The following is a 24,100-nucleotide window of genomic DNA, read 5'->3' on the forward strand; positions in this document are numbered from 1 at the left end:
GTGGTTTTATTTCTTTTTATCGTTTGCGTCGTCTTTGGCCGAGTCCTTTTTCTCGCCGTCTTTTTTCAAAAACAGCTCCTTAAAGCGCTTATCCGCAAAGTCCTCGATATCGTTTTGTAGCTGCCTGTAGGCGTTTATCAGCTCATGTGCGCGCTCGTTTAGCGTCGTGCCGGCATTTTCGCCGCCGCCCTGTTTGGTGGTAAAGAGCTCCTCTTTTAGATTTTTTTGCAAAATTTGCAGATGATTCCAGCATTTTTTATAGTTCATGCCTAGGATTTCGGCGGCCTTTGAGATCGAGCCGACCTCGGCGATGACGTCTAGGACTTCGGTTTTGCCCTTACCAAAGATCAGTTCGCCCTCGTCGTTTTCTATCCAAGTTTTGGTTTTTACTCTCATCTTTTTTCCTTTCTTCTCCTTAAAACACCCCAACTGGCAGTATTTTACGTCGATTTTATAGTCTTTTAGCGTCGAGCGGATAGTCTTTAGCCCCACGCCCGCAGCCGCGTCTCTAGCGTCTTTGCACAGTATTCTGCCCTTTTCGTCGGTCATCTGTTTTAGCTGCGTCATCACGGTGTATTTGCCGCGTCCGTTTTCCAGCCCGCCAAACTGCCCTAGCTCGCAGTTGTCGATCTTTACGCCCATTTTTTCGGCCTCGTCGCTAACCTCGCCGATCTCTATGCTTAGCTTTGAGGCGATCTTAAACGCCGCTCCGCAGTCTAGCCTGCCCTTTGGATTTAGCAGTTTTGCGATCAGTTCGCGGATTTGCTCACTCATAGATTCTCTCCGCGCCGCTATATACGTTTATGTTTTCGCCGCGCGCAAAGCCGCACAGCGTGAGGTTAAATTTACGCGCTATCACGACGCCAAGGCTAGTGGGAGCCGTGCGCGAGACGAGCACTGGGATGCCGTGCATGACCGCTTTTGCGACCATTTCGGAGCTGAGCCTACCGCTCACCATCAAAAACGAATTTTGCAGCTGCGCGCCGGCTAGCATAGCTTTGCCGACGGCTTTGTCTATCGTATTGTGCTGGGCAATATCCTCGCCGATATAAAACTGTTTGCCGCTAACAAAAAGCTTAGCCGTGTGCACGCAGCCAGTCATCTCGTAAAGCTCGCACTGCGTGTAAAACTGCCCCATCTGGCGCAAAATTTCGTCTTTGTGAAATTTAACCTCGCCCTTTATCGAGCGTGCCGCCATAGCCTCGGGATCAATGTTTGCCGTCGAGCTGCGCCCGCAGCCGCTGATTATCACCTTTTCCTCGTCAAACTGCTCGAGGCGTTTTTCGTTGATTTTAGCCTTTACCCGCACGCTTAAAGCGTCGTCTGAGAGCTCGATACTCTCGATATCCTCGGGGCTTGCGATCAAATTTTCGCTGATGAGGTAGCCTGCGGCCAGAGCCTCCTGATCGGTCGGAGTAGCCATCACCGCGCCGAAACGCTTGCCGTTTATGTAGATCTCAAGCTTGATCTCGCGCACCAAAATATCATCCACGGCGCTTTTTTGCACGCCTTTAAATTTGATGATTTGCGTCGTAAAAATAGGTTGCATGATTTTCCTTAATTTTTGCGAAATGATAGCTTGAAAATCTAAATTTAAGATTTGATTGTAGTGAATTATTGCTTAAATCAAGCAAAAACTTAAACTATTTTTAGTGCGATTTTATCGGTATCTGATGATGATTTATATATGCAAATTTAGCATATATCTTAAAGATAGTTTTTTGAGCTGTCGCTATAATATTACGCAGGCATACCTCATCAAATTTTACATTTCCCTCCCGCTCCTTTTCAAATTTAACCCAAAACCCATCTACCCCAATTTCCAATTTACGAAATTAAATTTTTCTACTTCATTTATCAAAATACCTAAAATTCCGATAATCGTTAATGTATGAGTTTTTAGTGATAAAGTTAGAATTTTACATATTCGTTTTTTAAGTTTTATAAAAGTTTAAGTTGTTAATATTCATCCAGATTTTAATACGAAATCAAATTTAATCACAAAGGAAAACGCAATGTTTAGCGCAAGAAATCAACTGTCAGCTCAAATCACAGAGGTAAGAGAGGGGGCGGTAAACTCTCTAGTAGCAGCAAAGCTACAAGGCGGAGAGACAGTAAAAGCAACCGTAACCGTAGATAGCCAAAAGGCTTTAGATCTAGTAGCGGGTAAAAAGGTAGTTTATCTGTTTAAAGCTTCTTCTATCATAGTGGCTAAAGGCGATAACGGTCTAAAACTAAGCGCTACTAACCAACTAAAAGGTAAGGTAGTAAAAGTAGTAGAGGGTGCGGTAAATGCTGAAGTAGATATCGAGATAGCAGGCGGAGATAAGCTAAGCGCTATCATCACTAACGAGTCTGCTAAAAACCTAGCTCTAAAAGCTGGCGATGAAGTAACTGCTATAATCAAAGCTAGCCACATCATCATTGGTGCTTAATGCTTTTACATGGCGAGCGGTTTATAGCGCTCGCTAAAGCAATTTGACTTCACTTAAATTTAATCTCGAATTTATATCAACTAACTAAAAAAACCAAATTTAACTATTTTTATCCACTCGCACGAATGCCCAATGCATAAACTCTTGCCTTGGTTTGTATTTGCCGCTGTTAAAATACTCCGATAGGCGCGCCTCCTCCGTTTCGCTTAGCTCGCCGCCAAGCCCCCAGCGCGTCTTTTGTATGAGCTCCTGCGCGCTTGTTTCCGGGCCCGCATGGCACTTAGCTTTTATGTAACTAAGGCTTGGCAAATAGCCCATTTGAAACAAGATGTTTAAAAGATAGACGAAGTCGGGCTTTTGCTCCACCTTGCGCCCTATCGCATCCAAAATCTCATCATCCACAAAGCTGCTGCCAACCTTAAACGTGATGTAAAGCGATTTTTTGGTCTTTGAAAGAAGCTTGTTAAGCGCGGTTTTTAGATCGTCCACCTCAAGACAGCGCGAGGCCAAAACCACGTCGCATATAGGCACGTCCGACCAGTCGTCCTCAAAGGCTTTTTGCGCAAATTTAATGTTTTGCGCGCCGTAAATTTTAGCGTTTTGCCTGGCAAACTCTAGCATCTTAGGCGAAAAGTCGTAGCCGTAAATTTGATCCGCTTTTTTAGCCGCCAGCACGCTTAACGCGCCCGCTCCGCACGCAAAATCAAGCAGCGTAGAGACGCCCGTAAAATCAACCTTGTCTATAAACTCGCGCGCGTAGGCGCTTTTCATCACGCCCTCGTTGAAGCTGGGCGCCTTTTTGTCCCAGTCCGCGGCAAATTTTTTGCCGAATGAGCTTCTTGCCTTTTGCGCCTTATATAGCGCGTCAAAGTCGATCTCGTCGTAGTTTGAAGGTAAAATCATAATCTATCCTCGTATCTTTCGTAGTTTATGCCGTAAATTTTATCGATATTTTCGGCGTTTATGAGCTGCTCGCTGCGCCCGAAAGCTAAAATTTCGCCGTCTTTTATAAACAGCGTCAAATTTGAAACGAACTTCGCGTGGCGCGGGTAGTGCGTCGTCTGCACGAAAGTGTAGCCCTCATCTCCCAGCGCCTTGATCATCTCGAGCAGCTTGATCTGATTGCCAAAGTCCAGCCCGTTTGTAGGCTCGTCCATAAAGATCACTTTCGTGCCCTGAACCAGCGTGCGTGCGATGTACGCCAGCTGCCGCTCGCCGCCGCTGACCTTTGTGTAGGGCGCGTTTTTTAGATGCGCGATGCCCATCTTTTCCAGCGCCTGCTCGGCTAGCTTTTTATCCGCCGCGCTAAAGCTAGAGAATAGCGGCGTCCTGCACAGCGCGCCCATCAGCGCGACGTCAAAGACGCTGTAGTCATAGGACGGCGCGTGCGTCTGCGGCACGTAGGCGACGAGGGAGGCAAGCCCCTTTTTGCCGTAGTCTCGCACGCTTTTGCCGCCGATTAGCACCTCGCCCTCAAATTTTAAAAATCCGAGCATTATGCGAAGTAGGGTGCTTTTGCCGCTGCCGTTGGCGCCTAGAATGCTTAGCGTATCGCCCGTCGCGACGTCGAAGCTGATGCCCTTTAGCACGGGCTTGCCCTGATATGCAAAACGCAAATTTCGCACTTCTATCAAATTTTCTCGCATCAAAAGTTCCTCTTGGCGCGGCGCAGCACGATGATAAACATCGGAATGCCAAATAGCGAGGTCACGATGCCGATAGGGATCTCGAAAGTAAAAATAAGCCGCGAGAAGCTGTCGCAAAAGAGCAGAAATATCGCGCCGATCATCGCCGAGCTAGCTAAAACTGCGCGGTTGTCGGCGCCGAAGATAAAGCGCGCGATGTGCGGTACGATAAGCCCGATCCAGCCGATGATGCCAGCGATCGTCACGCTAAGCGCGCTAACGAAGGTTGCAACAAGGATGATGAAAATTTTAACCCGCGCCACGTTTACGCCCAGGCTCTTTGCCTCCTCTTCGCCAAGGCTTAGCGCGTTTAGGTATTTGCCGCTAAGCGCTAGCAGCAAAATGCCCGCACACATCGGCAGGATTGAAATTTGGATGAAGCTCTTGGATGCAAAGCCGAGACTTCCCATCAAAAAATAGGTGATCGCCGGAAGCGCGTCGTTCGGGTCTGCGGCGTATTTTAGCACCGAGAGCAGCGAAGTAAAGAGCGAGCTGCTGATGACGCCGCCCAGCACTAGCACGATGACGCTACCGCTGCGCGAATACAGCGCCGAAACGCCTAGCGCCACTGCCACGGCAAGAAAACCGAAGCCGAATGTGCTGAGCTGGATTAGGTATTCATTTAGCTTAAAAAACATCCCGACCGCTGTGCCAAATCCCGCGCCACTTAGAACGCCCAGGATAGAGGGGCTTACTAGCGGGTTTACAAACATCGCCTGATACGCCGCGCCGCTGATCGCCAGGCTCGCGCCGATGAGCACGCAGGCAAGTATGCGCGGCAGGCGGATCTCGAGCAAAAGCGTGTGCATGACCTCATACTCTTTTAAATTTTCGCCTTTTAAAAGAGCGGCGACGTAGCGCGCGTAATCGCCCGCGCTAAAGCCGTATTTACCGAGCAGCAGCGAACCCGCGACGCAAAGCGCCAGCAGCAGGGCTAAAAATGCAAACGCCCTTTTACTCATTTTTCTTTACTCACTCGGCGCGTCCCAAAATTTTATAAATTTGCGCATCTGTGAGCTCAAGATCCAAAAATAGCTTGTAGAACTCACGCGTCTCGCGAGCCATGTCAAATTTAAACGCATCGGGATAGGTTAAGCTTATGAGCCATTTTAACCCCAAAAACCTCATAAACGAAGGCGGGCGGTCGAACCACGAAAAGGGCTCGCGCGGGATGTAAAACGCCTTTTTGTTTTTCACCGCGCCGAGCAATCGCCACTTCGGATCGCCGTAAATTTTATCAAACAGCTCCTTTTCGTAGATGAGGATGACGTCGGGGTCGTATTTTACGAGCTGTTCGAAGCTAATCTTAACGCGTCCGAAAGATTTGGCGTTTGGATCTTCGCTACACTTATGCACGTTTTGCGCGCCTGCTCGCTCGATGAGCGTCGCATGCCACGAGCCCTCGCACTCGGTGGCTAGCCCGTCGCCGCCTTGCGCGTAGTAGATTTTTACCTTTTGCAGGTTGTTTTTCTTAATGTACTCCTCGATCTGCGCGGTCAAATTTAGCGACTCCTTCGCGTAGTTTATGAGACGTGCTGCGCGCTCTTTTTTACCCGTGATTTCGCCTAAAATTTCAAACCCATCCAGATAATCCTCGAGCTTCGTCGCGCTCAGATAGAGCATCGGTTTTTTGATAGAGCCGAAGACCTCGCTCATCTTTTTGGTGTTGCGAGAGCTTGCGTTTACGAGGATGAGACCCGGGTCTAGGCGTAGCAGCATCTCGACATTTGGAATTTTACCCTGACCGAAAAAGCCGCCCACGACGGGCTGCTCTTGCACCTCTTTTTTGACGTAGGGCCGCTCGTAGTCGTTCCACTCGAAATTCGTGCCGCTGATTTTAGCGGGATCGAGCGCGTAAAGCATATATAAAAGCGGCGGCGAGCTGGCGTAAATTTTAGACGGAGTGCCTTGTAGCTGCTCGATATTCTCGCTGTTTTGCGCGATGTAGTCTTTGATCTGCTCAGGCGTCATCGCAAAGCAAAAGCCCGAAAACGCAAAGAAAAACAACAAAAATTTTTTAAACATTTTTTGCCTTTAAACGATTTTGTAAAGTATAGCCAAAGAAATTTTAAAATAGATTTTATTATATAAATAGAGTCGAATTTTAAGCGGACCGACTCCTTTTTGGAGCGATCCGCCCTGCAAATTCTAACCGATAAAATTAGAATTTATATCTTAAATTCGTGAAAAACACCCTTCCCTCTTCCGGATAGCCTTCCCTGTATTCGTAGTTTTTATCAAACAAATTTGATATACCGGCCTCGACGCTTAGGCTTTCGGTCGGTTTGTAGATAAATTTGACGTTTGTCGCGCCAAAGCCAGCTAGTTTAGTCACTTCGTAAGAGTTTGAGTAGCGGCTCGAGATCATATACTGCGATGCATAAATGCTAAATTTAGGCATGATTTTGTAATCTATATAAGCAAAAGCCTTGTGCTTAGGTATGTCGTAAACTCTGCTATCCGCACCGCTTTTATATTTTGCGCTTATATACGTATAGTTGCCGCCTAGCTCCAGATTTTGCCCAGCAAAATATGTCGCGCCAAGCTCGAAGCCCTTGTACTCGGCTTTGTCTACGTTTATAGCTTGAGCTAGCTTTTTGCCGCCTATGATAATGTTATGCTCGCCGATAGCGTCTTTGACCCTAGAGTAAAATATCGCCGTTTCAAGCCTCAAAGCCTCGCCGAAGCTTCTTTGATAACCGACCTCGTAGTGGTTGGCGACCTCGGGCTTTAGGTATGGATTTGGCTCATTGCGGCCGAAGCGTTTTGAGTAGCGCTCTTTCATACTAGGAAAATAGGTCTTTTTAGCAAAGCTAACGCTAAGTTCGTCGTTGCCGTCAAAGCTGTGTTTGATCGCGGCTTGGTAGTTAAAGGCGTGGCGTTTGGCGACCTCAAAATCGTAAAGCGTGTTTTTGTTTGACGTTATTTTGCCGTATTCTTGAGCCTTGACCGCGTCTCTAGTATCGTAGCTTGCGCCTAAAATCAGCCGCGTAAAATCGGTAAATTTATAAGTATTTTCCAGCGCAAAGCTGTATGTTTTATCTTGATAGGTCTGCACCGGCTCGCCGTCGTCATGCTCTTTGTGCTCGTCAAATTTATAGTTAACCGCAAATTTTAACGTATCTCTATCTCCGATATCGCCGCCTATCTCCGTACCTAGTCCGTAGCCTTTATCTCGGTAGTGGCTGTTAAATACAAAAGGCTTGATGCCGTTTAGGTCGTTTACAAATTTGTCATAAAAGGCTTTGGTATTTACGTAAAGGCTATTTGCAAACTGCGTATGAGATAGCCAATATATGCTTTCTTTGTCCCATCTCGGCCACTCCCAGAAGCGTTTTGCCATATTATATCTGGCGTAACGGCCCGTATAGTACGGCTGCTCTTTTTCGCCTTTTTGATTGATATAGGCGATCGCGTACTCGTCGGTCTCATTTGGCGTGAAGCCGAATTTTATATTAAATTTCTTATCGCGCTGTACGGAGTTATCGCGTCTGCCGCCGTCTTCGTTGCGAGTAACGCCCGGTTTAAAGTCGTGAGAGAGCTGCTGTCCCGCATCCTCCATATAGCTGCCGCCCGCTTGCACGTAAAATAGCTCCTGCTTAGTGCCGATACTGAAATCAACGTTGTTGCCGTAAGTCTTGGCGTTTCTACCCGTCTCAAAGCCGTAGCCGACGCTACCTTCAAGTTCTTTTGTAGGTTTTTTGGTGATCAAATTTATCGCGCCGCCCATCGTATTTGGACCGTAAAGCACGGAGCTAGAGTGTTGATTTGGCTTAGATCAAATGTCGTAAATCGTCCAAAGTCCGAGTTGCCGTCATAAGGTACATAAACAGGAATGCCATCGATAAAAAGCGGCACTCTGCGCGCGTCAAAGCCACGAACGTAGAAATTTTGCTCGGCGCGCGGACCCTTTTTATCTACGTATACACCCGGCGTGCTGTAAGCGACCTCTGAGAGGCGCTTTATCTCGTCTCGTTGCAACTTTTGCTCGTCCAAAACAACTACGTTCGTGTCGCTTTTTTGTACGCCGCCGACGCTTTCTACGGCTTCAACTTGTCCCAGCGTAAACACTTCGCCGTGTAGCGCCATTGCAGCACAGCAGGCGATTAGGCCAATCCTTTTCATTGATAACTCCTTGGAAATGAAATTTTTATTATATATTTTGTAAAATACGTTTTAAACGAGATTAATATTATTAAAATATAAAAAGTTAATTTTATTTCATACATAGTTAAATTTGACTTAAAAATCGAGGTTTTTAAAATGAAATTTAAATTTCTACTTTGCATCGACGACACGGACGAGCTTGGCGGCGATATTTCTACTGGCCTGCTAGCCGAAGAGATAGCCGCGTTTATCGGCTCTTTCGCGCCCGTTTCTTTCGTCACGCGCCATCAGCTTTTGCTAGATCCGCGCATAAACTATACCTCGCACAACAGCTGCATGTGCCTAGAAGCTATGCTGGATGAAGCACAAAAAGAGCGCGCGCTAAATTTCGCGCTTGATTTACTAGAGCACAAATGCGCACCTAGCGCCGAGCCCGGTATCGCGGCGGTCTTTGAAAAAGATCTCCTAAGCGCGCAAGGGCTGATAAATTTTGGCAAGAGCGCAAAGGAGATATTTTTAAAGCCACGGCAGGCGTTTGAGACGGCGCGAGAGCAAAACGTATTTTTAAAAGAGCTAAAAAGCAGCGCTCGCGGTGTCATCGGCGCGCTTGCAGGCATAGGGCTTAGACTTAGCGGAAACTATGGCAAGATCAGAGGTAAATTTGAGTTAGAAAAGTCAAATTTGAGCGTACGCGAGCTTTTGGATTTAAATTTTATCGAAGCGGTCGCGGATGAAAATTTTAAACCACTTTTTCCGGATGAGCGCGTAAAATTAATCGGTGCGCTAAAGCCCGTATTTTTGGATTTTAAAGCGACCTTGCTCGTCAAAAAAGAAGCTGGCGGTGGATTTAGAAATTTGAGCGTAAAAGAGCTTCGGAATTTTTAATGAACTTAAATTTTAACGAAAAAGGCGAGTTTAAATTTGGCAAATTTGACTACGAAAAAGCGCGAGAAACAGCCCAAAACTGCGCTAAATTTAAGCTAGATAACGACGAAGAGGAGACGAGCTGCGGCGGCGAGATTAGCTGCTACGACTGCGCTTTTAGGCGCTGGAGCGCAGAGAGTTTTATCTGCGCGATTTTTATAGAAAATAGTCAAATTTAAGCCAAAATTTGGCATTTTAGGCGAATTTCAATGTATAGTAAAAATTTCTAGTATATAATCAGACTTTAAATTTAGCAATGAAAACATCGTGAAAGAGTACAAACTATATATAAACGGCAAGCACGTAAGCTCAAGCGACAACACCGTCGTAGATAGCATAAATCCCGCCGACGGTTCGGTGTTCGCCAAAGTGCACATGGCTAGCAAAGAGGACATCGAACTAGCCATCGCAAGCGCGTATAAGGCGCAAAAGCTTTGGGCCAAAACCGCTCCACGAGAAAAAGAGGCCGTTCTTTTAAGGGCGGCTGAAATTTTTGAAAGAAGGGCCTATGATATTAGAGATATATTAATGCGCGAAAGCGGCTCGACGATCGCAAAATGCAACTTTGAGATCAGCGTCGTTAGCGATATATTTCGCGTTGCGGCGGGTGAGGCCAGACGCGTGAGCGGCCAAACTTTCGTTTCAAACGACGACGGTGTTTTTTCGTATGCCGTTCGTCGTCCGCTCGGAGTAGTCGCCGGCATTTCGCCGTTTAATGCGCCGATGATACTAAGCAGTAAAAAATTTGCCTTTGCCATAGCGGCGGGCAATAGTTTCGTATTAAAACCGTCGTCAAACACGCCCGTTTGCGGTCTAATATTCGGCGAAATCCTACAGGAGGCCGGCTTGCCCGCCGGCGTGCTAAATATTATTCCATGCTCAAAAGAGGTGCTTGGCGAAACGTTTCAAGAAGACAAACGCATCTCCATGATAACGTTTACGGGATCGACCCGGGTCGGCAGGCATATAGCTCAAAGCGCGGCAAAATATATGAAAAAATGCACCTTTGAACTAGGCGGGAAAAGTCCCGTTCTAGTTCTTGAGGACGCAGACGTCAACTACGCCGTAGATACCGAGTTTTTCGGTATCTTTATGCATCAAGGTCAAATTTGCATGGCGGGCTCGCGCGTCATAGTACATGAAAAAATTTATGACGATTTCGTCTCCAAATTTACGGATAAAGTTAAATTTTTACAAGTCGGCAATCCGACCGACGAACGCACCGTTATCGGGCCGCTTATCGAGCGCAAACAGTGCGAATTTATCTATGATTTGTTATCGATGCGAAGAAAAAAGGCGCGCGGGTACTAACCGGCGGCACGAGCGAAAACAACTTTTATATGCCGACTACCGTGGTAGACGTTACGCCTGATATGAAAATCTTTTCAACCGAGGCATTCGGGCCGGTTGCGGCTATTATCAAGGCTCGCGATCTAGATGAAGCCATAGAACCAGCCAATAGTACGGATTATGGTTTGAGCGCGACCGTTATCACTCAAAACGTCGCGAACTATCTGCGCTGCGCCGAGGAAATAGAGACCGGGATGCTGCACGTAAACGGCCCTTCACTGCAAGATGAGGCACATATTCCTTTCGGCGGAGTAAAAATGAGCGGACTGGGTCGCGAGGGCGGGCGTTTTTCTATCGAGGAGATGACGGAATTAAAATGGATCACCGTTGAAGGCATGGGGAATCACAAATATCCGTTTTAAATTTAGCTAGCTACAAGCTAAATTTATTTAGTTTAGATTTGTACAGCTAAGTAAACAATATTTAAACTCTTTGTTATTCAAAGTTAGCGGCTACTAAAGTCTCGCAATAGGCCAAATTTAGATTTTTATCCAAATTTGGCCTAAAATTTTAATCTTCTTCTTTTGCTATTCCGTCTTTTGCGAAGGCTTGCATAAAGCGTAGGATTCTAGCTTTTTATTCATCGTTTATTTTGGCAAATGTTTGCATAGCGGTTAGATATGCATCCCATTCGTTCATCAAATGCTCTTTTGGTTTGTGAGCCGCGTGACATGAGCTACAAGTGTCATAATAAACAAGCTCAGCCTCTTCCCATGAGGCGTAGCTATTTTCATTTAATTTTTTGCTGTCTATTAGGTACTGCGCCTTCGGCTTTGCCTCCTGATTTTTAAGCATCAAAAAGGTTATCAACGGATCTTTTTTGTAGGCTAAGATATTTTTGTTATCTGTAACCTCTCCGCCAACTTCGATAAGCGATAAATCACCCTCTTGCTTTATAAATTTTACGGGCGTACCTTCGTAAATTTCACCTACGACCTCTTTGGTTTTAGGATCAAGCAAATCGGCCTTGATATCAAAGATAAACATATCTTTTGCAAAAACAAAATTTGCCAAGACCGCTGCTAAAAATAGAATTTTTCTCATTTATGCTCCTTTTATTATCGGTGTTTTAATGCCGGCATAAGCCTTAGCATCAACTTTTTTGACAGCCACCAAGCAGGTATTTATAGAAGTCGCTTGTGCCATAGTCGAAGTAGGTCTTGAGCTGGTTAATAAATTTACGTGCCCTGCGTTACATCTTGGGTTTTCATCTGTTAAATTTTCAGGATCATACCAAGCGCCTTCGTTTATCGACACGACGCCCCTCATAATGTCTTTGCTTACGACGGCACCTGCTAAAATTCTACCCCTGTCGCTATAGACTTCAACCGTATCGCCGTCTTTTATACCAAATTTCTTAGCATCTTCATCATTTATAAGCACAGGCTCTCTATTTCCTACTTTATATGCTTTTCTTACAAAAGAGTTATCAAGCTGAGAGTGGATGCGATATTTTGGGTGCGGACTTAGCAGATGAAGCGGATATTGCTTCGTAAGTTCGCCATTGCCAAGCCATTCTGCAGGCTCAAACCACATAGGATGTCCCTTAAAATCATCAAGTTTATAATCAGCAAATTTTTGCGAGAAAATTTGAATTTTACCTGTTTCCGTAGCTAGTTTATTTGCTACCGGATCAGCTCTAAATGCGGAGTGACGAACAAATTTCTTTGCCTCTTCGCCCGGCTCAAAGTACACGTATCCTTTTTCCCAAAATTCATCAAAACTTACGTAATTAACGCAATCGCTTCTTTCATAAAAGCTTCTTATGATCTCCTCTTTGCTCTTGCCGCTTGTAAATTTACGATGCTCTTTTTCGCCCACCATTTTTGCCATCTGAGCAAAAACGTCATAATCGTTTCTAGCTTCAAAAAGCGGCTCTACAACCTTTCTCATCGCATAAACATAATCTTGCGAATAAGAGCCGCCATAGCTTATATCGTCTCTTTCGAGCGGAGTAGTAGAAGGAAGCACTATATCGGCCATCTTTGCCATCGGCGTCCACCAAGGCTCATGAACCACCACGGTATCAAGCTTGCGGATAGCCTTTATAAGTTCATTTGTATCTGGATGGTGTCCCAAAACGGTTGCGCCCGTTATATACATAACTTTGATATCTGGATAAGTTATCTCAGAGCCTTTAAATTTGATCTTTTTACCAGGATTTAGTAAAGCTTCGCTAACTCTTGAGGCTGGAATTTTTGCATCTACTTTGTTTTTACCTTGCGGCAGGCCTACCGGCAAACTAACGCCCGAAAACGCTTGTCCGCCGCCGCTATAATGCATAGAAAATCCAAATCCGCCGCCGGGGAGACCGACTTGTCCTATCATTGAAGCAAGCACCATAAGCATCCAGTCGGCCTGCTCTCCGTGATGAGCTCTTTGCATAGCCCAGTTGCCCGCTAAAAATGTGCGATTTTTTACAAAAGTATCGACAAGCGCTTTTATAACGCTCTCCTCAACGCCCGTTATCTTTGCTGCCCAGGCAGGAGTTTTTTCTACCATATCTTCGCTCTTACCAAGCAGATAAGGCAGGAATTTATCAAATCCAAAAGTGTATTTTTCGATAAAATCTTTATCATATTGGTTGCTTGTATATAGATAATGGCACATTCCAAGCATAAGCGCCACGTCGGTATTTGGGCGAATTTTAATCCACTCGGCGTTAAATTTCTTAGCAATTTCCGTGTATTGCGGATCAATCGTGATAAATTTTATTCCCGATTTTGCGTATTTTTAAAATAAGGATTGTTTCCGCGATTTGCTATTTTATAGTCGATTTGATTGCATTTAAATAAATCAGCGCCCCACATTACGTAAACTTTCGTATTTTCAAGCATTACTTCATGTGCGGTTTGAGGAGAATAAACTTCCAAATCTCCAACGATAGTTGCCTTTACTCTGCCAGCAGCGCCGTTACTATACTCGCCGTCAGTTCCTACCGCTCCGCCAAAAACGGTATTAAAAAATCTACCCGCCACGGAGTTGCAGTTGTGAAGAAGACCGGGATGCCCCCAGCCGCCATAGCTTGCATTATAAATCTCGTCCGTCTTTACGCTTTGAAGCTTTTTAACTATTAGCTTCATCGCCTCATCCCAGCTCACTCGCACAAATTCCTCTTTGCCGCGAAGCTCGGGAGCGTTTTTACCTTCTAGGTAGCTTTTTCTAACGCAAGGATATTTTATCCTGGTATCGGAATAAACTCTATCTATCCACGCCTCGTTTCCGGGATATTTAGGGTCTTTATCAGATACCTGCGGTCTAATTTTCGCTATCTTTCCGTTTTCGTCGACGTCGGCGTAAAATGCACCTAAATTTGAAGCGTGCAGTATACTTTTGATCTTGCTCTCCTTGGACATAAGGGGATTTGAGCAAACTACTGCCGTGGTTGCAGCGGATGTCTTTAAAAAATCTCGTCTTGAAATTGACATTTTGTCTCCTTAAATTTCAAAATTTCGCCGCAATTATATTAAATAAATTCATTTTAATTTCATTTTTAAAATTAAATTTAGCTTATTTATTGGATAATAAATCAAATTAAACTTATAAGGATTTTAAATTACATCAAGAATAAAAAGGCTTCAAAAGCTCTGTGCGTTAGTTGTTTGTAGCGACGAAAATTTAATTGAAAAATAAGGCTAAACAAGGATAAATTCTTAAATTTATATTTTATAAATTTTGATTACTTTTTGGATTTTTATCTTAATTGCAATACAAATTTAGATGTCGTAATTATCGACCTGGACCCTTTGTTTGAGAATAAAGAAGAAATTGATTTCTTTAATATTTCATCCATCTCGCCGAATCAAAAATTTATATTTTTAGCAAAAAACAAAAAAGTCTATTCTAAAATTTTAAAAAATTTTCACGGCGGAAGTTCTGCTATATTGTTTAAGCCCATTAAAACAAGCGTTTTACTCGATAGTATCGCTATGCTATCTCCTAGCAAAGAGGCAAGCTTTTTAATGCTAAACAAAGAAATTAAGATAAATCTCGAAAAAGAGCAAATTTATAAAAATAACGAACAAATTTTTCTAACAAATTTACAGCATAAGCTGATCTTGCTCCTAGCCCAAAACGTAAATAATATAACCACCTTTTCAATGATAGAAGAGGTCGTTTATCACGATAAAATGAGTTCAAAAATAGCTATGCAAAATTTAGTAGGCGTGTTAAAAAGAAATTTAAATCTTGATATAAAAAATATACATTCAAAAGGCTATATTCTCTATTCCTATTGATTTTTACTGTGATTCTCTTCAAAATCATGCTGTTATAATCTCTTTCTAATCTAAAAACCACCTTTATTTCTATAGCTTTTGAGGCGCGAGTGCATTTTTAATTAAATTTCAGTAGAAGAATAGGGGCATGTGACTGAGCCAAGAGCATTGGGACGCTTAGGCTTATGACTTATCGTAGTAGCCTTCGTCGGTCCTTTATTGTAGCTTATATAGCAAATCGCATTTAAAGCTATTAAGCTTTATTTACACTAATTATCTTGGATAGATAACTGCTTTTAACTTTTGTTATGATTTCATTGTAAAAACTTCCTTGATCACCTCATAGACCAGCTACATCTCCATCCCATCCCTAATATACATCTTGCCTTTTATCTCTTTTCTTACCTCATTTGGTTCGTCATCTAGCAACCTACTAAAATTCGGTATTAAATTACTTATTTTTGAGATAAAATTAATAACCTTCGTTTTAAAGTTTTCTAATATAGTTAACTTATCCTGTAAATTTTCTATCGTTTCGTCTTTACCGTTAAACCTGGTATTTTTATGCTCTTGAAATAAGTAGTTTGTAAAAATAAGCTGATAGTGCTTAGTCTTCTCATCGTTATGCTCAACAACTAACAAGCATTTTACTCCGTATTTTGCACGGTATAATCTTGCAAATTTAAGGACTCTGTCAAGCGAAACTTGAGCATTAACAAAATTAACTTCGGTTTGGTTTAGTCCTTCTTTGGGGTCTTTTGGACGCTCTGTACCAAAGCTAATAACTACTTCTGAAAATCCGACCATATTATCTCGCCAATGATTCTTTACTACTCTACCGTTTTTATATGTTTTTGATTGGGCTTCGTAGTCGGCTTTCATTTTTTCGTGGTATTTTTTCAAAAGTGCTTTTATATACTTTCTGTCGTTAAATTCCCTATCGCTACTAGGCATCTCTCGCATATTGCCGTTATCGTTATACTCGCTAAGCACTAGGTATCTATTATTTCGGCTGTTACCTCTAAGATATCCGATCTTAGAGGCATGTTTAACCTCTCTAACATTGTGCTCATACCTTATAATAGCCTTCTTTAAAGTTAAAAACTCGCTTCTAACGCAAAGAACCACGTTGTGTCCGCCTATTTGAAGGGCATTACTCATTTTTGATCCTTTTCTTTATTATCTACCATAGAAATTAAGAGCATGTTTTAACCCTTTTTTGAAAAATATAAGCCGCAATGTCCGTAATAGCAAACGCTATTCTAGAATTCTTCGCATCTCCCATTTTGATATAACGCGGAATATCCCTGCCCTGCGATATGCGAAGATCAAGTGTAGATACGCCGATACTAAGAAGTTTTGCCGTTTGTTGCCTGTTTAGCACCGCTTGTCCTTTATATTGATGGCTATATGCTCGAGAAGTGCTTTGTACTCTACGTCGTTATATAGTTCATTAAGCATATTATTTTTCTCCTTCTGCTTAGTTCTTATATAACTAATTACAGCAACTTTTTGTTTACTTTTGCATTTTTGAATGATTTTTAAGTAATTTTCGAAAAATTTTTAATACCCTATGGTTCTCTAGGGTATTTTAGAGTAATTTAGGATAAAAAATTATTTTTTTGTTTTTAAAAACAAAAATAAGGCATCTTAGATTGACTTAGAAAACACGGTGAGAAATTGAAATATTAAAAAAATTAGGAACAAATAGGGAACAAATTTAATAAAACCAATAAAGCTTAAAGCTCTTGAAATATCGATAAAATCGGGGTTTTAAAGAGATTTTTGAGTATAGATGGCTCCGGATGCTGGATTCGAACCAGCGACCAATCGGTTAACAGCCGACTACTCTACCGCTGAGCTAATCCGGAACATTTTAAAAGAAGTCGTATTATAGGCAAAAACGTATCGTTTGTCAATTAAATTTAGCTTAAATTTACTAGTGGCAAAAATTTAGTGAGCAAAAAGATAAATTTTGACGCAAAAATCACGCAAGTCGGTAAAATTTAGTTCCAGCCGCATTTACTATTTTTATCTTTCCGTCAGCCAAAAGCTCCTGCAAATTTTGCTTCGAGCTTTCAGAAAAGCTATTTGTTACATCATTTTCGCTTTGCGGGCGACGTTTTACGAGCTCTAGCAGCTCTTCCTTGCTAAGCTCAAATTTTTCATCGCCGTATTTTGCCGATGCTATCACGCACGGTACGCCGGAAATTTGCTGCGCAAGCTCATATAGGAGCTCTCGGCCCACGCCTTTGACCGGGTACGCAGGCGGTCGATCTATGGTGCTTATGTCCACGCGGGCTGGCAAAATTTGATTTATCGCCGCATTTAGCGCTTCAAATTCAGCCTTCGTGTCGTTTAGTCCTTTTACGACCAGGATTTCAAGCACTAGCTCGCCTTTAAATTTTTGCCTAAATTTAGCCATAGCAGCCACTAGCTCGCCGACGCCAATTTTTTCGCCCGAGCGGTCGATCCTAGCAAAGGTCTTTTGCACCGTGCTATCAAGGCTAAATTTGACGATATCAAGCCCCTTTAACGCCTCACAAATTTTAGGATCAAGCACGCCCGAACCGTTTGAGAGAATGAGCGTTTTAGCTCGTCCTTTTATCAAATTTAGCTCGCTTACTAACCGCGCCAGATCCGGGTAAAGCGTCGGTTCGCCGTTTGCCGTTAGCGTGATGACGTCGATATGCGGATGTGCGGCAAGCGCGGCCTTCACCTCGGCGATTACTTGCTCTACGCTAGGCGGATTTTCTATCGCCGCGACGGGTTTTGCCGCCGTGAGTTCGCAGTAAACGCAGTCAAAGTTACAGCACTTTTGCGCAGGCGATAGATCGACGCCCAGCGAAATACCGAACCTGCGCGAGCTAACGGGACCAAAGACGATTTGCATTTATTTTCCTAAATTTAAGATGTGCGATTATACTAAAAGCCGGGGTAAAATTTATTAAAGCGGATAAATTTGGGGTAAATTTGACGGCCCTGCAAAACCAGAGCCGTCACAAGAGTTAAAATTTCTTCTTCCTCACGTCCTCGACGATAGCTTTAGCCATGTTGTCGACCTGAGCGGTTACTTCGTTAGTTCTACTTACGACGCCTACGTTGTTGTGAGTGAGTTCGTCTATCTGAGCCACAGAGCGATTTATCATATTTATGCCTTCGCTTTGCTCCTTGATGCTCTCGCTCATCTCGTTGATACTTTGAGCCAGTACGTTTGCATTGGCTTCGATTTCGCCGAGCGATTTTTGAGTGCGTTCGGCAAGCTTTCTAACCTCATCGGCTACGACGGCAAAGCCCCGTCCGTGCTCGCCTGCACGAGCCGCCTCGATAGCTGCGTTAAGCGCTAGCAAATTCGTCTGATCGGCTATATCGCGGATGATCACGATGATGTTTTTGATCTCTTCACTTTGTCTCATGACATCGCCGGTCTTTTGACTGATAGCGTTCATCGAGCTACTCATCTGCTCTACCGCAGCGGCACTTTCTTGTAGCGAGCTTGCTTGTACGTTAGCGCCGTTTGTAAGCTCCTTCATCGACTCAGCCAACATGCCTGCTTTTTCTTCTAGCAACTTAGCTTGCTCTAAATTTATATTGAGCATATTCGCGATCTCTTCGCCTAGCGAGTTGATACCTGCAGCCATTTTGCCGCTATCATCAAGCCTTTTTGTGAAGTCTTGCGCTTTAAAGCTCTCTAGCAATCTTATAACCTCATTGCTGTTTTCAGCGATCGCATCTTTTAAGGCTGCTTGAAGCTGAGCAAAAGTGGCTTTCAACTGATTTAGCGCAGGGTTAGACGTGTGCGCGTCAAGAGTCGCCGTAAAGTCGCCCGCTTTTATCTTATCCACAAAAGCGTTTGCTTCTTTGATAAAGTTATTTTCAGCGGTATTTGACGCCTCTACTTTGCTTATATTTTCGTTTATAAGCGCCGCCATGACACCAAATTCGTCCTTCGTGGCCACATTTGCTTTAAGCGGCTCTTTGGTTTCGTAGTTTAGGTATTTGAAAAACGCATCTAGCGCGCTTGATATGATACCAAGAGGCTTCAAGAAATATCCGACCATAATTATCAATATAACGACGATAATCGCTATAAATACGAGCGAGGATACAGACTGATTTAATAAAACGCTATCTAATATAGGATCGTAATCTTCTATAGAGTTATTAGAGCACACGAGCCAATTTGCTCTATCGTATTTTTGACACGCAAAGACGCTTTCATCGTCACCAATCCTATTAAAAAACGCTTTACCGCCGTCTTTATTGTAGCTATTTACGACAAAATCGACAGATTTTTTGATCTCCGGATCGGAAGATAAAATATATTTGCTATCCGGATGATAAACCACTAGCTGAGTATCTAGATCTATGATCAATGGAACGCTAGTTTTAGACTCTTTTGATTTTGCCAAACTACTTGCTACGCCGTCTAGATACAAATCCGCAGCCACTACGCCTGCAGCTTTACCATCTACCATAAACGACTTAGCTATGGTCATAGTATTTTTTCCGCTAGATTGCGCTATATACGGCGGCGTAAAGTAGAGCTTGCCGCTAGAAACGCTTTGTTTAAACCAACCCTTTTCTCTAGAGTCAAATTTATCTTTTTCAGGCGTTAATTTTAAAAATTTAGGCCCCCTGCCCGCTTGCGCGACCGCATCATAAAGCTCTCCGTTATCGGCAAAACCTATGTAAAACTCAGGTATATCTAGACCGACGGCCATAGTCATTAGGCGATCTTTGAGCTGCTCCCTGTCAGTCATAAGATGAGGATTTTCCTCTATATATCGTACTAGGCCTTCTACTGCAAAAACCTTACTGCCAAGATACTCGTCGACATAAACTTCCAAAGAACGCGCGATGGCCTCCTTTGAATTTTTCGAAACATCCAAAATAGTATTTTTAGTACTATTGTAGTTCATGGCCGCAAATATAGTAAATAGTACAGCCAACAATGCAAAAATGATAAAAGCTATCTTATTTGCAACCTTTTTCATCTAAACCCTCCTTTGGTAATTTTTATTTTTGTTTTAAAATTTCTTTTTTCTCACGTCTTGCGCGATAGCCTTAGCCATATGATCCACTTCGGCGGTAACTACGTTGGTTTCGTTTGCAACCCTGACATTTTGCTTGGTTAGCTCGTCAACATGAGACACGCCTTGATTGATTAAATTTATAGCTTCGCTTTGCTCTCTGATACTTTCGCTCATTTCATTTATGCTTTGAGCCAGCACGTTTGTGTTAGCTTCGATTTCGCCGAGCGATTTTTGAGTGCGTTCGGCTAGCTTCCTAACTTCATCGGCAACTACGGCAAAACCGCGCCCATGCTCGCCTGCCCTTGCCGCCTCGATAGCAGCGTTAAGCGCTAGCAAATTTGTCTGGTCTGCGATGTCACGGATGATGACGATGATATTTTTAATCTCTTCAGATTGGCGTATTACATCCTGCGTCTTTTGATTGATAGCGCTCATCGAGCTACTCATCTGCTCGACTGCGGCGGCGCTTTCTTGGAGCGAGCTTGCTTGAGAGCTTGCGCCGTCGGTTACCTGCCTCATAGACTGAGCTAAAAACTCCGCCTTTTCCTCTAGAATGCGAGCTTGCTCCAAATTTGTCCTTAACATGCCGGCTATCTCTTCGCCTAGAGCATTGATACCTACAGCCATCTTGCCGCCATCTTCGAGCCTTTTTGTAAAGTCTTGCTTTTTAAAGCTTTCGAGTAAATTTAACACTTCATCGCCGTTTGCGGCTATGGCTTGCTTAAGGGCGATTTGTAGGTCTTTAAAAGTTTGCTTTAGCTGGCTAAGAGCCGGATTTGAAGTGTCGGCGTTTAGCTGCGCTACGTAGTTGCCCTTGCCTATTTGATTTACGAAGGCATTTGCCTCTTTGATAAAGCTATTTTGCTCGGCAAGATTTGCCTCGATTTGCTTGATATTTTCGTTTATTAGCGCGCTCATTTGTCCGATCTCGTCGCTACCGCCGCGATTTAGTAGCTTGGCTTTGTCGGTTTTATTATTTAAAAAGTCAAAAAACTGCACTAGTCCGTTTTTGGTCTGGTTGATACCGGAGATCAAATTTCTACCTATAAATGTGGATACTAGCAGCACAAGTATGATACAAACTGCTATAACAACGACGCTAACGACCATCTGGGTATTTGCGTCGTTTTTAACAAGCGCGGCATCTTCTTTCATATTGCTTAGCAGCTTAAGCTCAAGTTCCCTTAAAGCGTCTATCGAGATGCTTATCTTTGAAAACCATTTTGGCGCTTCGTAAGATACATTTTCAGTCGCGACTACGTCTTTAATGATATTTATCGCATCGTTAAAGTCTGTCTTTTTTCTCGCGATATAATCAAATTCCGCGCTATATTCTTTCGGGTTATAGTCGTCAAAATCCTGCATAAATTTATTTATAACGCTATTTAGAGCGACTACTTTGTTGTAGTCTTCTTTGCTTATACTTTTTTTAGTAAAAACTCCGTTTAAAGCCGCTCGCAAGATACCGAAAGACTCTTTTATCTCGCCCACGATGATGATACGGTTTAGATCATCTACTATGCTAGGCTCGAGTTTGTCGCTATAGCCGTTTATCGTTATAACTTCTTTTCTTAGGATTTTTGTTATACGGCCGATGAGATTATCCCCGCTTCTTTGATCGACTCCTGCGCGGATCTTAGATAATTCGGAGGCTATCTCGCTTTTTTCGGCTAGCTTTTCAAGCGTCTCGTCTACATTTTTTCTCTGAGCTAGTAGCTTGGCATTATCCCCGCCCGAAAGCACCCCCGAGCTAAATCCTCGCTCTTTTTGCATCTCGTGGATAAAACTAGTTTGATTTATGATGATGTCTACGATTTTCTCACTATATTCGGCTTTTGCCCTAGTTTTTGCAATACCGTTTAGCAGATATGCACTCATTATACCAAGCCCGATTAGGCCGACGATAGCTATCGTCATGATCTTAAATTTGATACCGACGTTGTTCACTTCCTCTCTCCTTTTGTGCTATCTTGCGCTTTTTTCTTGCACTCGTTTTATAAAATATTTCGCGTTTTCTACCGGAATATCAGGCAAAATACCGTGTCCGAGATTAAAGATATGCGGCGCGTTTTTCATCGTCTGCAAAATTCGTTCCACACCTGCGTCGATTGCTTCTTTGCTATAAAGACGCATAGGCTCCATATTTCCTTGAAGGACGTATTTTGGGCTTAGTTTTGCTTTGGCAAGCTCAATCGGCGTACTCCAATCCACGCCAAAAACATCAAAATTTCCTGAAATTTTATCCAGATACCCGCTTATGCCTTTTGGAAAAACGATAACCGGAATTTGCGGAAATTCGGCCTTAAGCGCATCAACTATATCCATGATATACTTCCAGCCAAACTCAAAATACGCCTCATCCTCCAGCGCAGCCGCCCAGCTATCAAAAATTTGCACCGCATTTACGCCGGCTTTTATCTGCTCTTTCATGTAGCCTATGAGCGCGGCCGTGACCTTGGCTAAAATTTGATGCATAAACTCAGGATTTGAATATAAAAGCTTCTTGCTAACCGCATAGGTTTTCGTTCCACCGCCCTCTATCATATACGTAGCTATCGTCCACGGCGCCCCGCAAAAGCCGATCAGAGCCTTATCCTGCGCCAAATTTTCGCGCGTTAGCTTGATTGTATCGTATACGTAGTTTAAATTTTTGATTGACTTTTGAACATCCAGTCTATCTAGATCCTCTCTCGTCTTGATAGGACCACTAAATACGGGCCCCTCGCCTTGGACAAATTTAAGATCCATGCCCATCTCTAGCGGCACGACGAGGATATCGCTAAAAAGTATCGCCGCATCGACGCCTAAAATTTCAACCGGCTGTATCGTAACCTCGCTGGCTTTTTTATAATCTTTACAAAGCGATAAAAAATCTCCCGCCGCAGAGCGAACTCGCATATACTCGGGCAGATACCGACCTGCCTGCCGCATCATCCAAACGGGCGTATAGGGCGTCGGTTTTTTCAAACAAGCGTCGATAAAAATCATATATTTCCTTTAAATTTTTAGCGATTTTATCTAAATATTTATTAAATTCTAATCCGCCCACTTACTTTCGTCTAATTTTTTTTCATTTTTGGCCACAACTAGCGCGCCCAGCATATCTCCCGTGACGTTCATCGACGTGCGCCCCATATCAAGGATCGCGTCGATGCCCAAAATAAGCGCATACGCAGCGGCTACAGCGCTTCCGGCCTCGACTTTTAGGCCGACTGATTCAAGTACCATCAAAAGCATTATCGCGCCCGCTCCAGGCACTCCGGCAGTTCCCACGGCAGCCAGGACGGCCGTTAGTATTATGGTCATTTTAGCCCCAGAGTCAAGCTCCACGCCCACGGCGTTAGCTATAAACATCGCACAGATACCAAGATATATGATCGTGCCGTTCATATTTACGGTGGCGCCCACTGGAAGCGCAAAGCCGTAAATTTGCTTTGGGATACCCATATCTTCTTCGGCCGTTTTCATCGAGATAGGCAGCGTTCCGCCCGAGCTTCTGGTTACGAAAGCCGTTAGCATAGGCGATCGAACTTTTTTTAGAAATTTAAACGGATTGATTTTAACGACCAAGCAAATCAAGAAATAAACGACGAAAATTTGAGCCGCAAAGCCGATATACGCGCTAACCGTGACGCCCAAAAGCGGCCCGAAAGCCTTTACGCCTTGCTGAGAAAATACGATAAATATAAGCGCGAAAACACCAAACGGCGCGTACTCCATGATCCATCTTATGACGTAAAACATGATGTGGTTGATCCCGTCAAATACGTCGTAGATCAAATTTCCCAGCCTGCTAAGCCTCTCGTCTTTGCTATCCTTTAAAAACGAAAGTGCGACGCCGAAAAATAGGCTAAAAGTTATGATTTGTAAAATTTCGCCCTTTGCAATAGCTTCAAAAGGGTTAGTCGGAAATAAATTTACGAGTATCGACGACATACTAGGCGCATTTGCAGCCTTGCCGCCTATATCGCCGCTGCCGGTTATGTGCAGTCCCGCTCCAGGCTCCAAGATAAGCCCGACCGCAAGCCCGACTATGATGGCTAAAAACGACGTCAATATGTAAAAAATCAGCACCTTTGCCCCTACTCTGCCAAGATCCGAAGGCGAGATGGAGCTACAGCCCACGATGAGCGAGGCCATAACGATAGGCACGATGATCATTTTAAGAAGCCTTATAAATACGTCGCCAAAAGGCTTTAGGATAACTATCGCATCCTTTGCGTCTTGAAAAATGATGCCGCAAACGGCGCCCAAAATAAGCCCGGCTAAAATTTTTAGAAGCAAATTCGCCTCGAAATATTTCTGAACTATTCCGCGTTTAGCGTTTGGTTGCACGAAATCTCCTT

General features: G+C 43.6%; 18 protein-coding genes, 1 tRNA gene and 5 pseudogenes. 5 read left to right on the plus strand and 19 right to left on the minus strand.

Going from position 1 to position 24,100, the window contains the following annotated elements; genetic code table 11:
• Positions 1-6: 6 nt before the first annotated feature.
• Positions 7-774 carry a winged helix-turn-helix domain-containing protein gene (locus H7R39_RS02900; RefSeq protein WP_185897890.1) on the minus strand — a complete coding sequence of 256 codons (768 nt, stop codon included), beginning with the start codon at positions 772-774 and terminating at the stop codon, positions 7-9.
• Entirely contained in the window at positions 767-1,549 is a 783-nt protein-coding gene (gene fdhD, locus H7R39_RS02905; RefSeq protein WP_185897891.1) for a formate dehydrogenase accessory sulfurtransferase FdhD, read from the minus strand. Before fdhD ends, H7R39_RS02900 begins: the two co-directional genes overlap by 8 nt.
• 466 nt (positions 1,550-2,015) lie before the next feature.
• Here fdhD and H7R39_RS02910 point away from each other — a divergent pair, with 466 nt between their 5' ends.
• Complete coding sequence (locus tag H7R39_RS02910; RefSeq protein ID WP_185898478.1) at positions 2,016-2,435, plus strand: TOBE domain-containing protein; 420 nt, start codon at positions 2,016-2,018, stop codon at positions 2,433-2,435.
• A gap of 99 nt (positions 2,436-2,534) precedes the next feature.
• Here the strand turns inward: H7R39_RS02910 and H7R39_RS02915 are convergent, their stop codons facing one another.
• The 6 genes from H7R39_RS02915 to H7R39_RS11195 form a co-directional block, all read right to left on the minus strand.
• Complete coding sequence (locus H7R39_RS02915) at positions 2,535-3,338, minus strand: class I SAM-dependent methyltransferase (RefSeq protein ID WP_185897892.1); 804 nt, start codon at positions 3,336-3,338, stop codon at positions 2,535-2,537.
• Complete coding sequence (locus H7R39_RS02920; RefSeq protein WP_185897893.1) at positions 3,335-4,081, minus strand: ABC transporter ATP-binding protein; 747 nt, start codon at positions 4,079-4,081, stop codon at positions 3,335-3,337. Before H7R39_RS02920 ends, H7R39_RS02915 begins: the two co-directional genes overlap by 4 nt.
• Positions 4,081-5,082 (minus strand): FecCD family ABC transporter permease, encoded by a 1,002-nt coding sequence (locus H7R39_RS02925; protein WP_185897894.1) that lies wholly within the window; start codon positions 5,080-5,082, stop codon positions 4,081-4,083. The genes H7R39_RS02920 and H7R39_RS02925 overlap by 1 nt, the downstream gene beginning before the upstream one ends.
• A gap of 10 nt (positions 5,083-5,092) precedes the next feature.
• Positions 5,093-6,145: an ABC transporter substrate-binding protein gene (locus tag H7R39_RS02930; protein ID WP_185897895.1), complete on the minus strand. Its 1,053-nt coding sequence runs from the start codon at positions 6,143-6,145 to the stop codon at positions 5,093-5,095.
• A gap of 136 nt (positions 6,146-6,281) precedes the next feature.
• Complete coding sequence (locus tag H7R39_RS02935) at positions 6,282-7,850, minus strand: TonB-dependent receptor plug domain-containing protein (protein ID WP_228724704.1); 1,569 nt, start codon at positions 7,848-7,850, stop codon at positions 6,282-6,284.
• Complete coding sequence (locus tag H7R39_RS11195) at positions 7,835-8,245, minus strand: Plug domain-containing protein (RefSeq protein WP_228724705.1); 411 nt, start codon at positions 8,243-8,245, stop codon at positions 7,835-7,837. The genes H7R39_RS02935 and H7R39_RS11195 overlap by 16 nt, the downstream gene beginning before the upstream one ends.
• A gap of 138 nt (positions 8,246-8,383) precedes the next feature.
• On the opposite strand from H7R39_RS11195, the gene H7R39_RS02940 reads away from it, so the two are divergent.
• The 3 genes and pseudogenes from H7R39_RS02940 (at position 8,384) to H7R39_RS02950 (ending at position 10,863) form a co-directional block, all read left to right on the plus strand.
• Positions 8,384-9,112, plus strand: a complete 729-nt coding sequence (locus H7R39_RS02940) for a hypothetical protein (RefSeq protein WP_185897896.1) — start codon at positions 8,384-8,386, stop codon at positions 9,110-9,112.
• Positions 9,112-9,330 carry a molybdopterin biosynthesis protein MoeB gene (locus H7R39_RS02945; RefSeq protein WP_185897897.1) on the plus strand — a complete coding sequence of 73 codons (219 nt, stop codon included), beginning with the start codon at positions 9,112-9,114 and terminating at the stop codon, positions 9,328-9,330. Before H7R39_RS02940 ends, H7R39_RS02945 begins: the two co-directional genes overlap by 1 nt.
• 178 nt (positions 9,331-9,508) lie before the next feature.
• Positions 9,509-10,863: pseudogene (locus H7R39_RS02950) on the plus strand (aldehyde dehydrogenase family protein).
• 214 nt (positions 10,864-11,077) lie between these two features.
• Here H7R39_RS02950 and H7R39_RS02955 read toward each other — a convergent pair.
• Together H7R39_RS02955 and H7R39_RS02960 are read right to left on the minus strand one after the other, a co-directional pair.
• The gene (locus H7R39_RS02955; RefSeq protein ID WP_228724706.1) at positions 11,078-11,545 is read right to left on the minus strand and encodes a hypothetical protein; all 468 of its coding nucleotides are present in this window, start codon (positions 11,543-11,545) and stop codon (positions 11,078-11,080) included.
• Positions 11,546-13,929, minus strand: a pseudogene (locus H7R39_RS02960) (molybdopterin-dependent oxidoreductase).
• Positions 13,930-14,385: 456 nt separating this feature from the next.
• Here H7R39_RS02960 and H7R39_RS11200 point away from each other — a divergent pair.
• Positions 14,386-14,739, plus strand: a complete 354-nt coding sequence (locus H7R39_RS11200; RefSeq protein WP_228724707.1) for a response regulator — start codon at positions 14,386-14,388, stop codon at positions 14,737-14,739.
• Between the two features lie 330 nt (positions 14,740-15,069).
• On the opposite strand, the gene H7R39_RS02970 is transcribed toward H7R39_RS11200, so the two are convergent.
• From H7R39_RS02970 to H7R39_RS03000, 9 genes and pseudogenes are all read right to left on the minus strand, one after another.
• Positions 15,070-15,879: a hypothetical protein gene (locus tag H7R39_RS02970; RefSeq protein WP_228724708.1), complete on the minus strand. Its 810-nt coding sequence runs from the start codon at positions 15,877-15,879 to the stop codon at positions 15,070-15,072.
• A gap of 635 nt (positions 15,880-16,514) precedes the next feature.
• Positions 16,515-16,589 (minus strand) — tRNA-Asn (locus tag H7R39_RS02975).
• A gap of 116 nt (positions 16,590-16,705) precedes the next feature.
• Positions 16,706-17,611 carry a radical SAM protein gene (locus H7R39_RS02980; protein WP_185897899.1) on the minus strand — a complete coding sequence of 302 codons (906 nt, stop codon included), beginning with the start codon at positions 17,609-17,611 and terminating at the stop codon, positions 16,706-16,708.
• A gap of 115 nt (positions 17,612-17,726) precedes the next feature.
• The gene (locus tag H7R39_RS11580) at positions 17,727-18,779 is read right to left on the minus strand and encodes a methyl-accepting chemotaxis protein (protein ID WP_407644566.1); all 1,053 of its coding nucleotides are present in this window, start codon (positions 18,777-18,779) and stop codon (positions 17,727-17,729) included.
• Between the two features lie 378 nt (positions 18,780-19,157).
• A pseudogene (locus H7R39_RS11585) lies at positions 19,158-19,715 on the minus strand (cache domain-containing protein); the annotation flags it as partial.
• A 33-nt stretch (positions 19,716-19,748) separates the two neighbouring features.
• Positions 19,749-20,150 (minus strand): annotated as a pseudogene (locus H7R39_RS11590) (methyl-accepting chemotaxis protein); the annotation flags it as partial.
• A gap of 768 nt (positions 20,151-20,918) precedes the next feature.
• Positions 20,919-21,671, minus strand: a pseudogene (locus H7R39_RS11595) (nitrate- and nitrite sensing domain-containing protein); the annotation flags it as partial.
• Between the two features lie 48 nt (positions 21,672-21,719).
• Complete coding sequence (hemE, locus tag H7R39_RS02995; protein WP_185897902.1) at positions 21,720-22,742, minus strand: uroporphyrinogen decarboxylase; 1,023 nt, start codon at positions 22,740-22,742, stop codon at positions 21,720-21,722.
• 48 nt (positions 22,743-22,790) lie between these two features.
• Positions 22,791-24,089, minus strand: a complete 1,299-nt coding sequence (locus H7R39_RS03000) for a dicarboxylate/amino acid:cation symporter (protein WP_185897903.1) — start codon at positions 24,087-24,089, stop codon at positions 22,791-22,793.
• Positions 24,090-24,100: the final 11 nt, after the last annotated feature.

This window comes from Campylobacter massiliensis (genome assembly GCF_014253065.1).
Taxonomy (GTDB): domain Bacteria; phylum Campylobacterota; class Campylobacteria; order Campylobacterales; family Campylobacteraceae; genus Campylobacter_A; species Campylobacter_A massiliensis.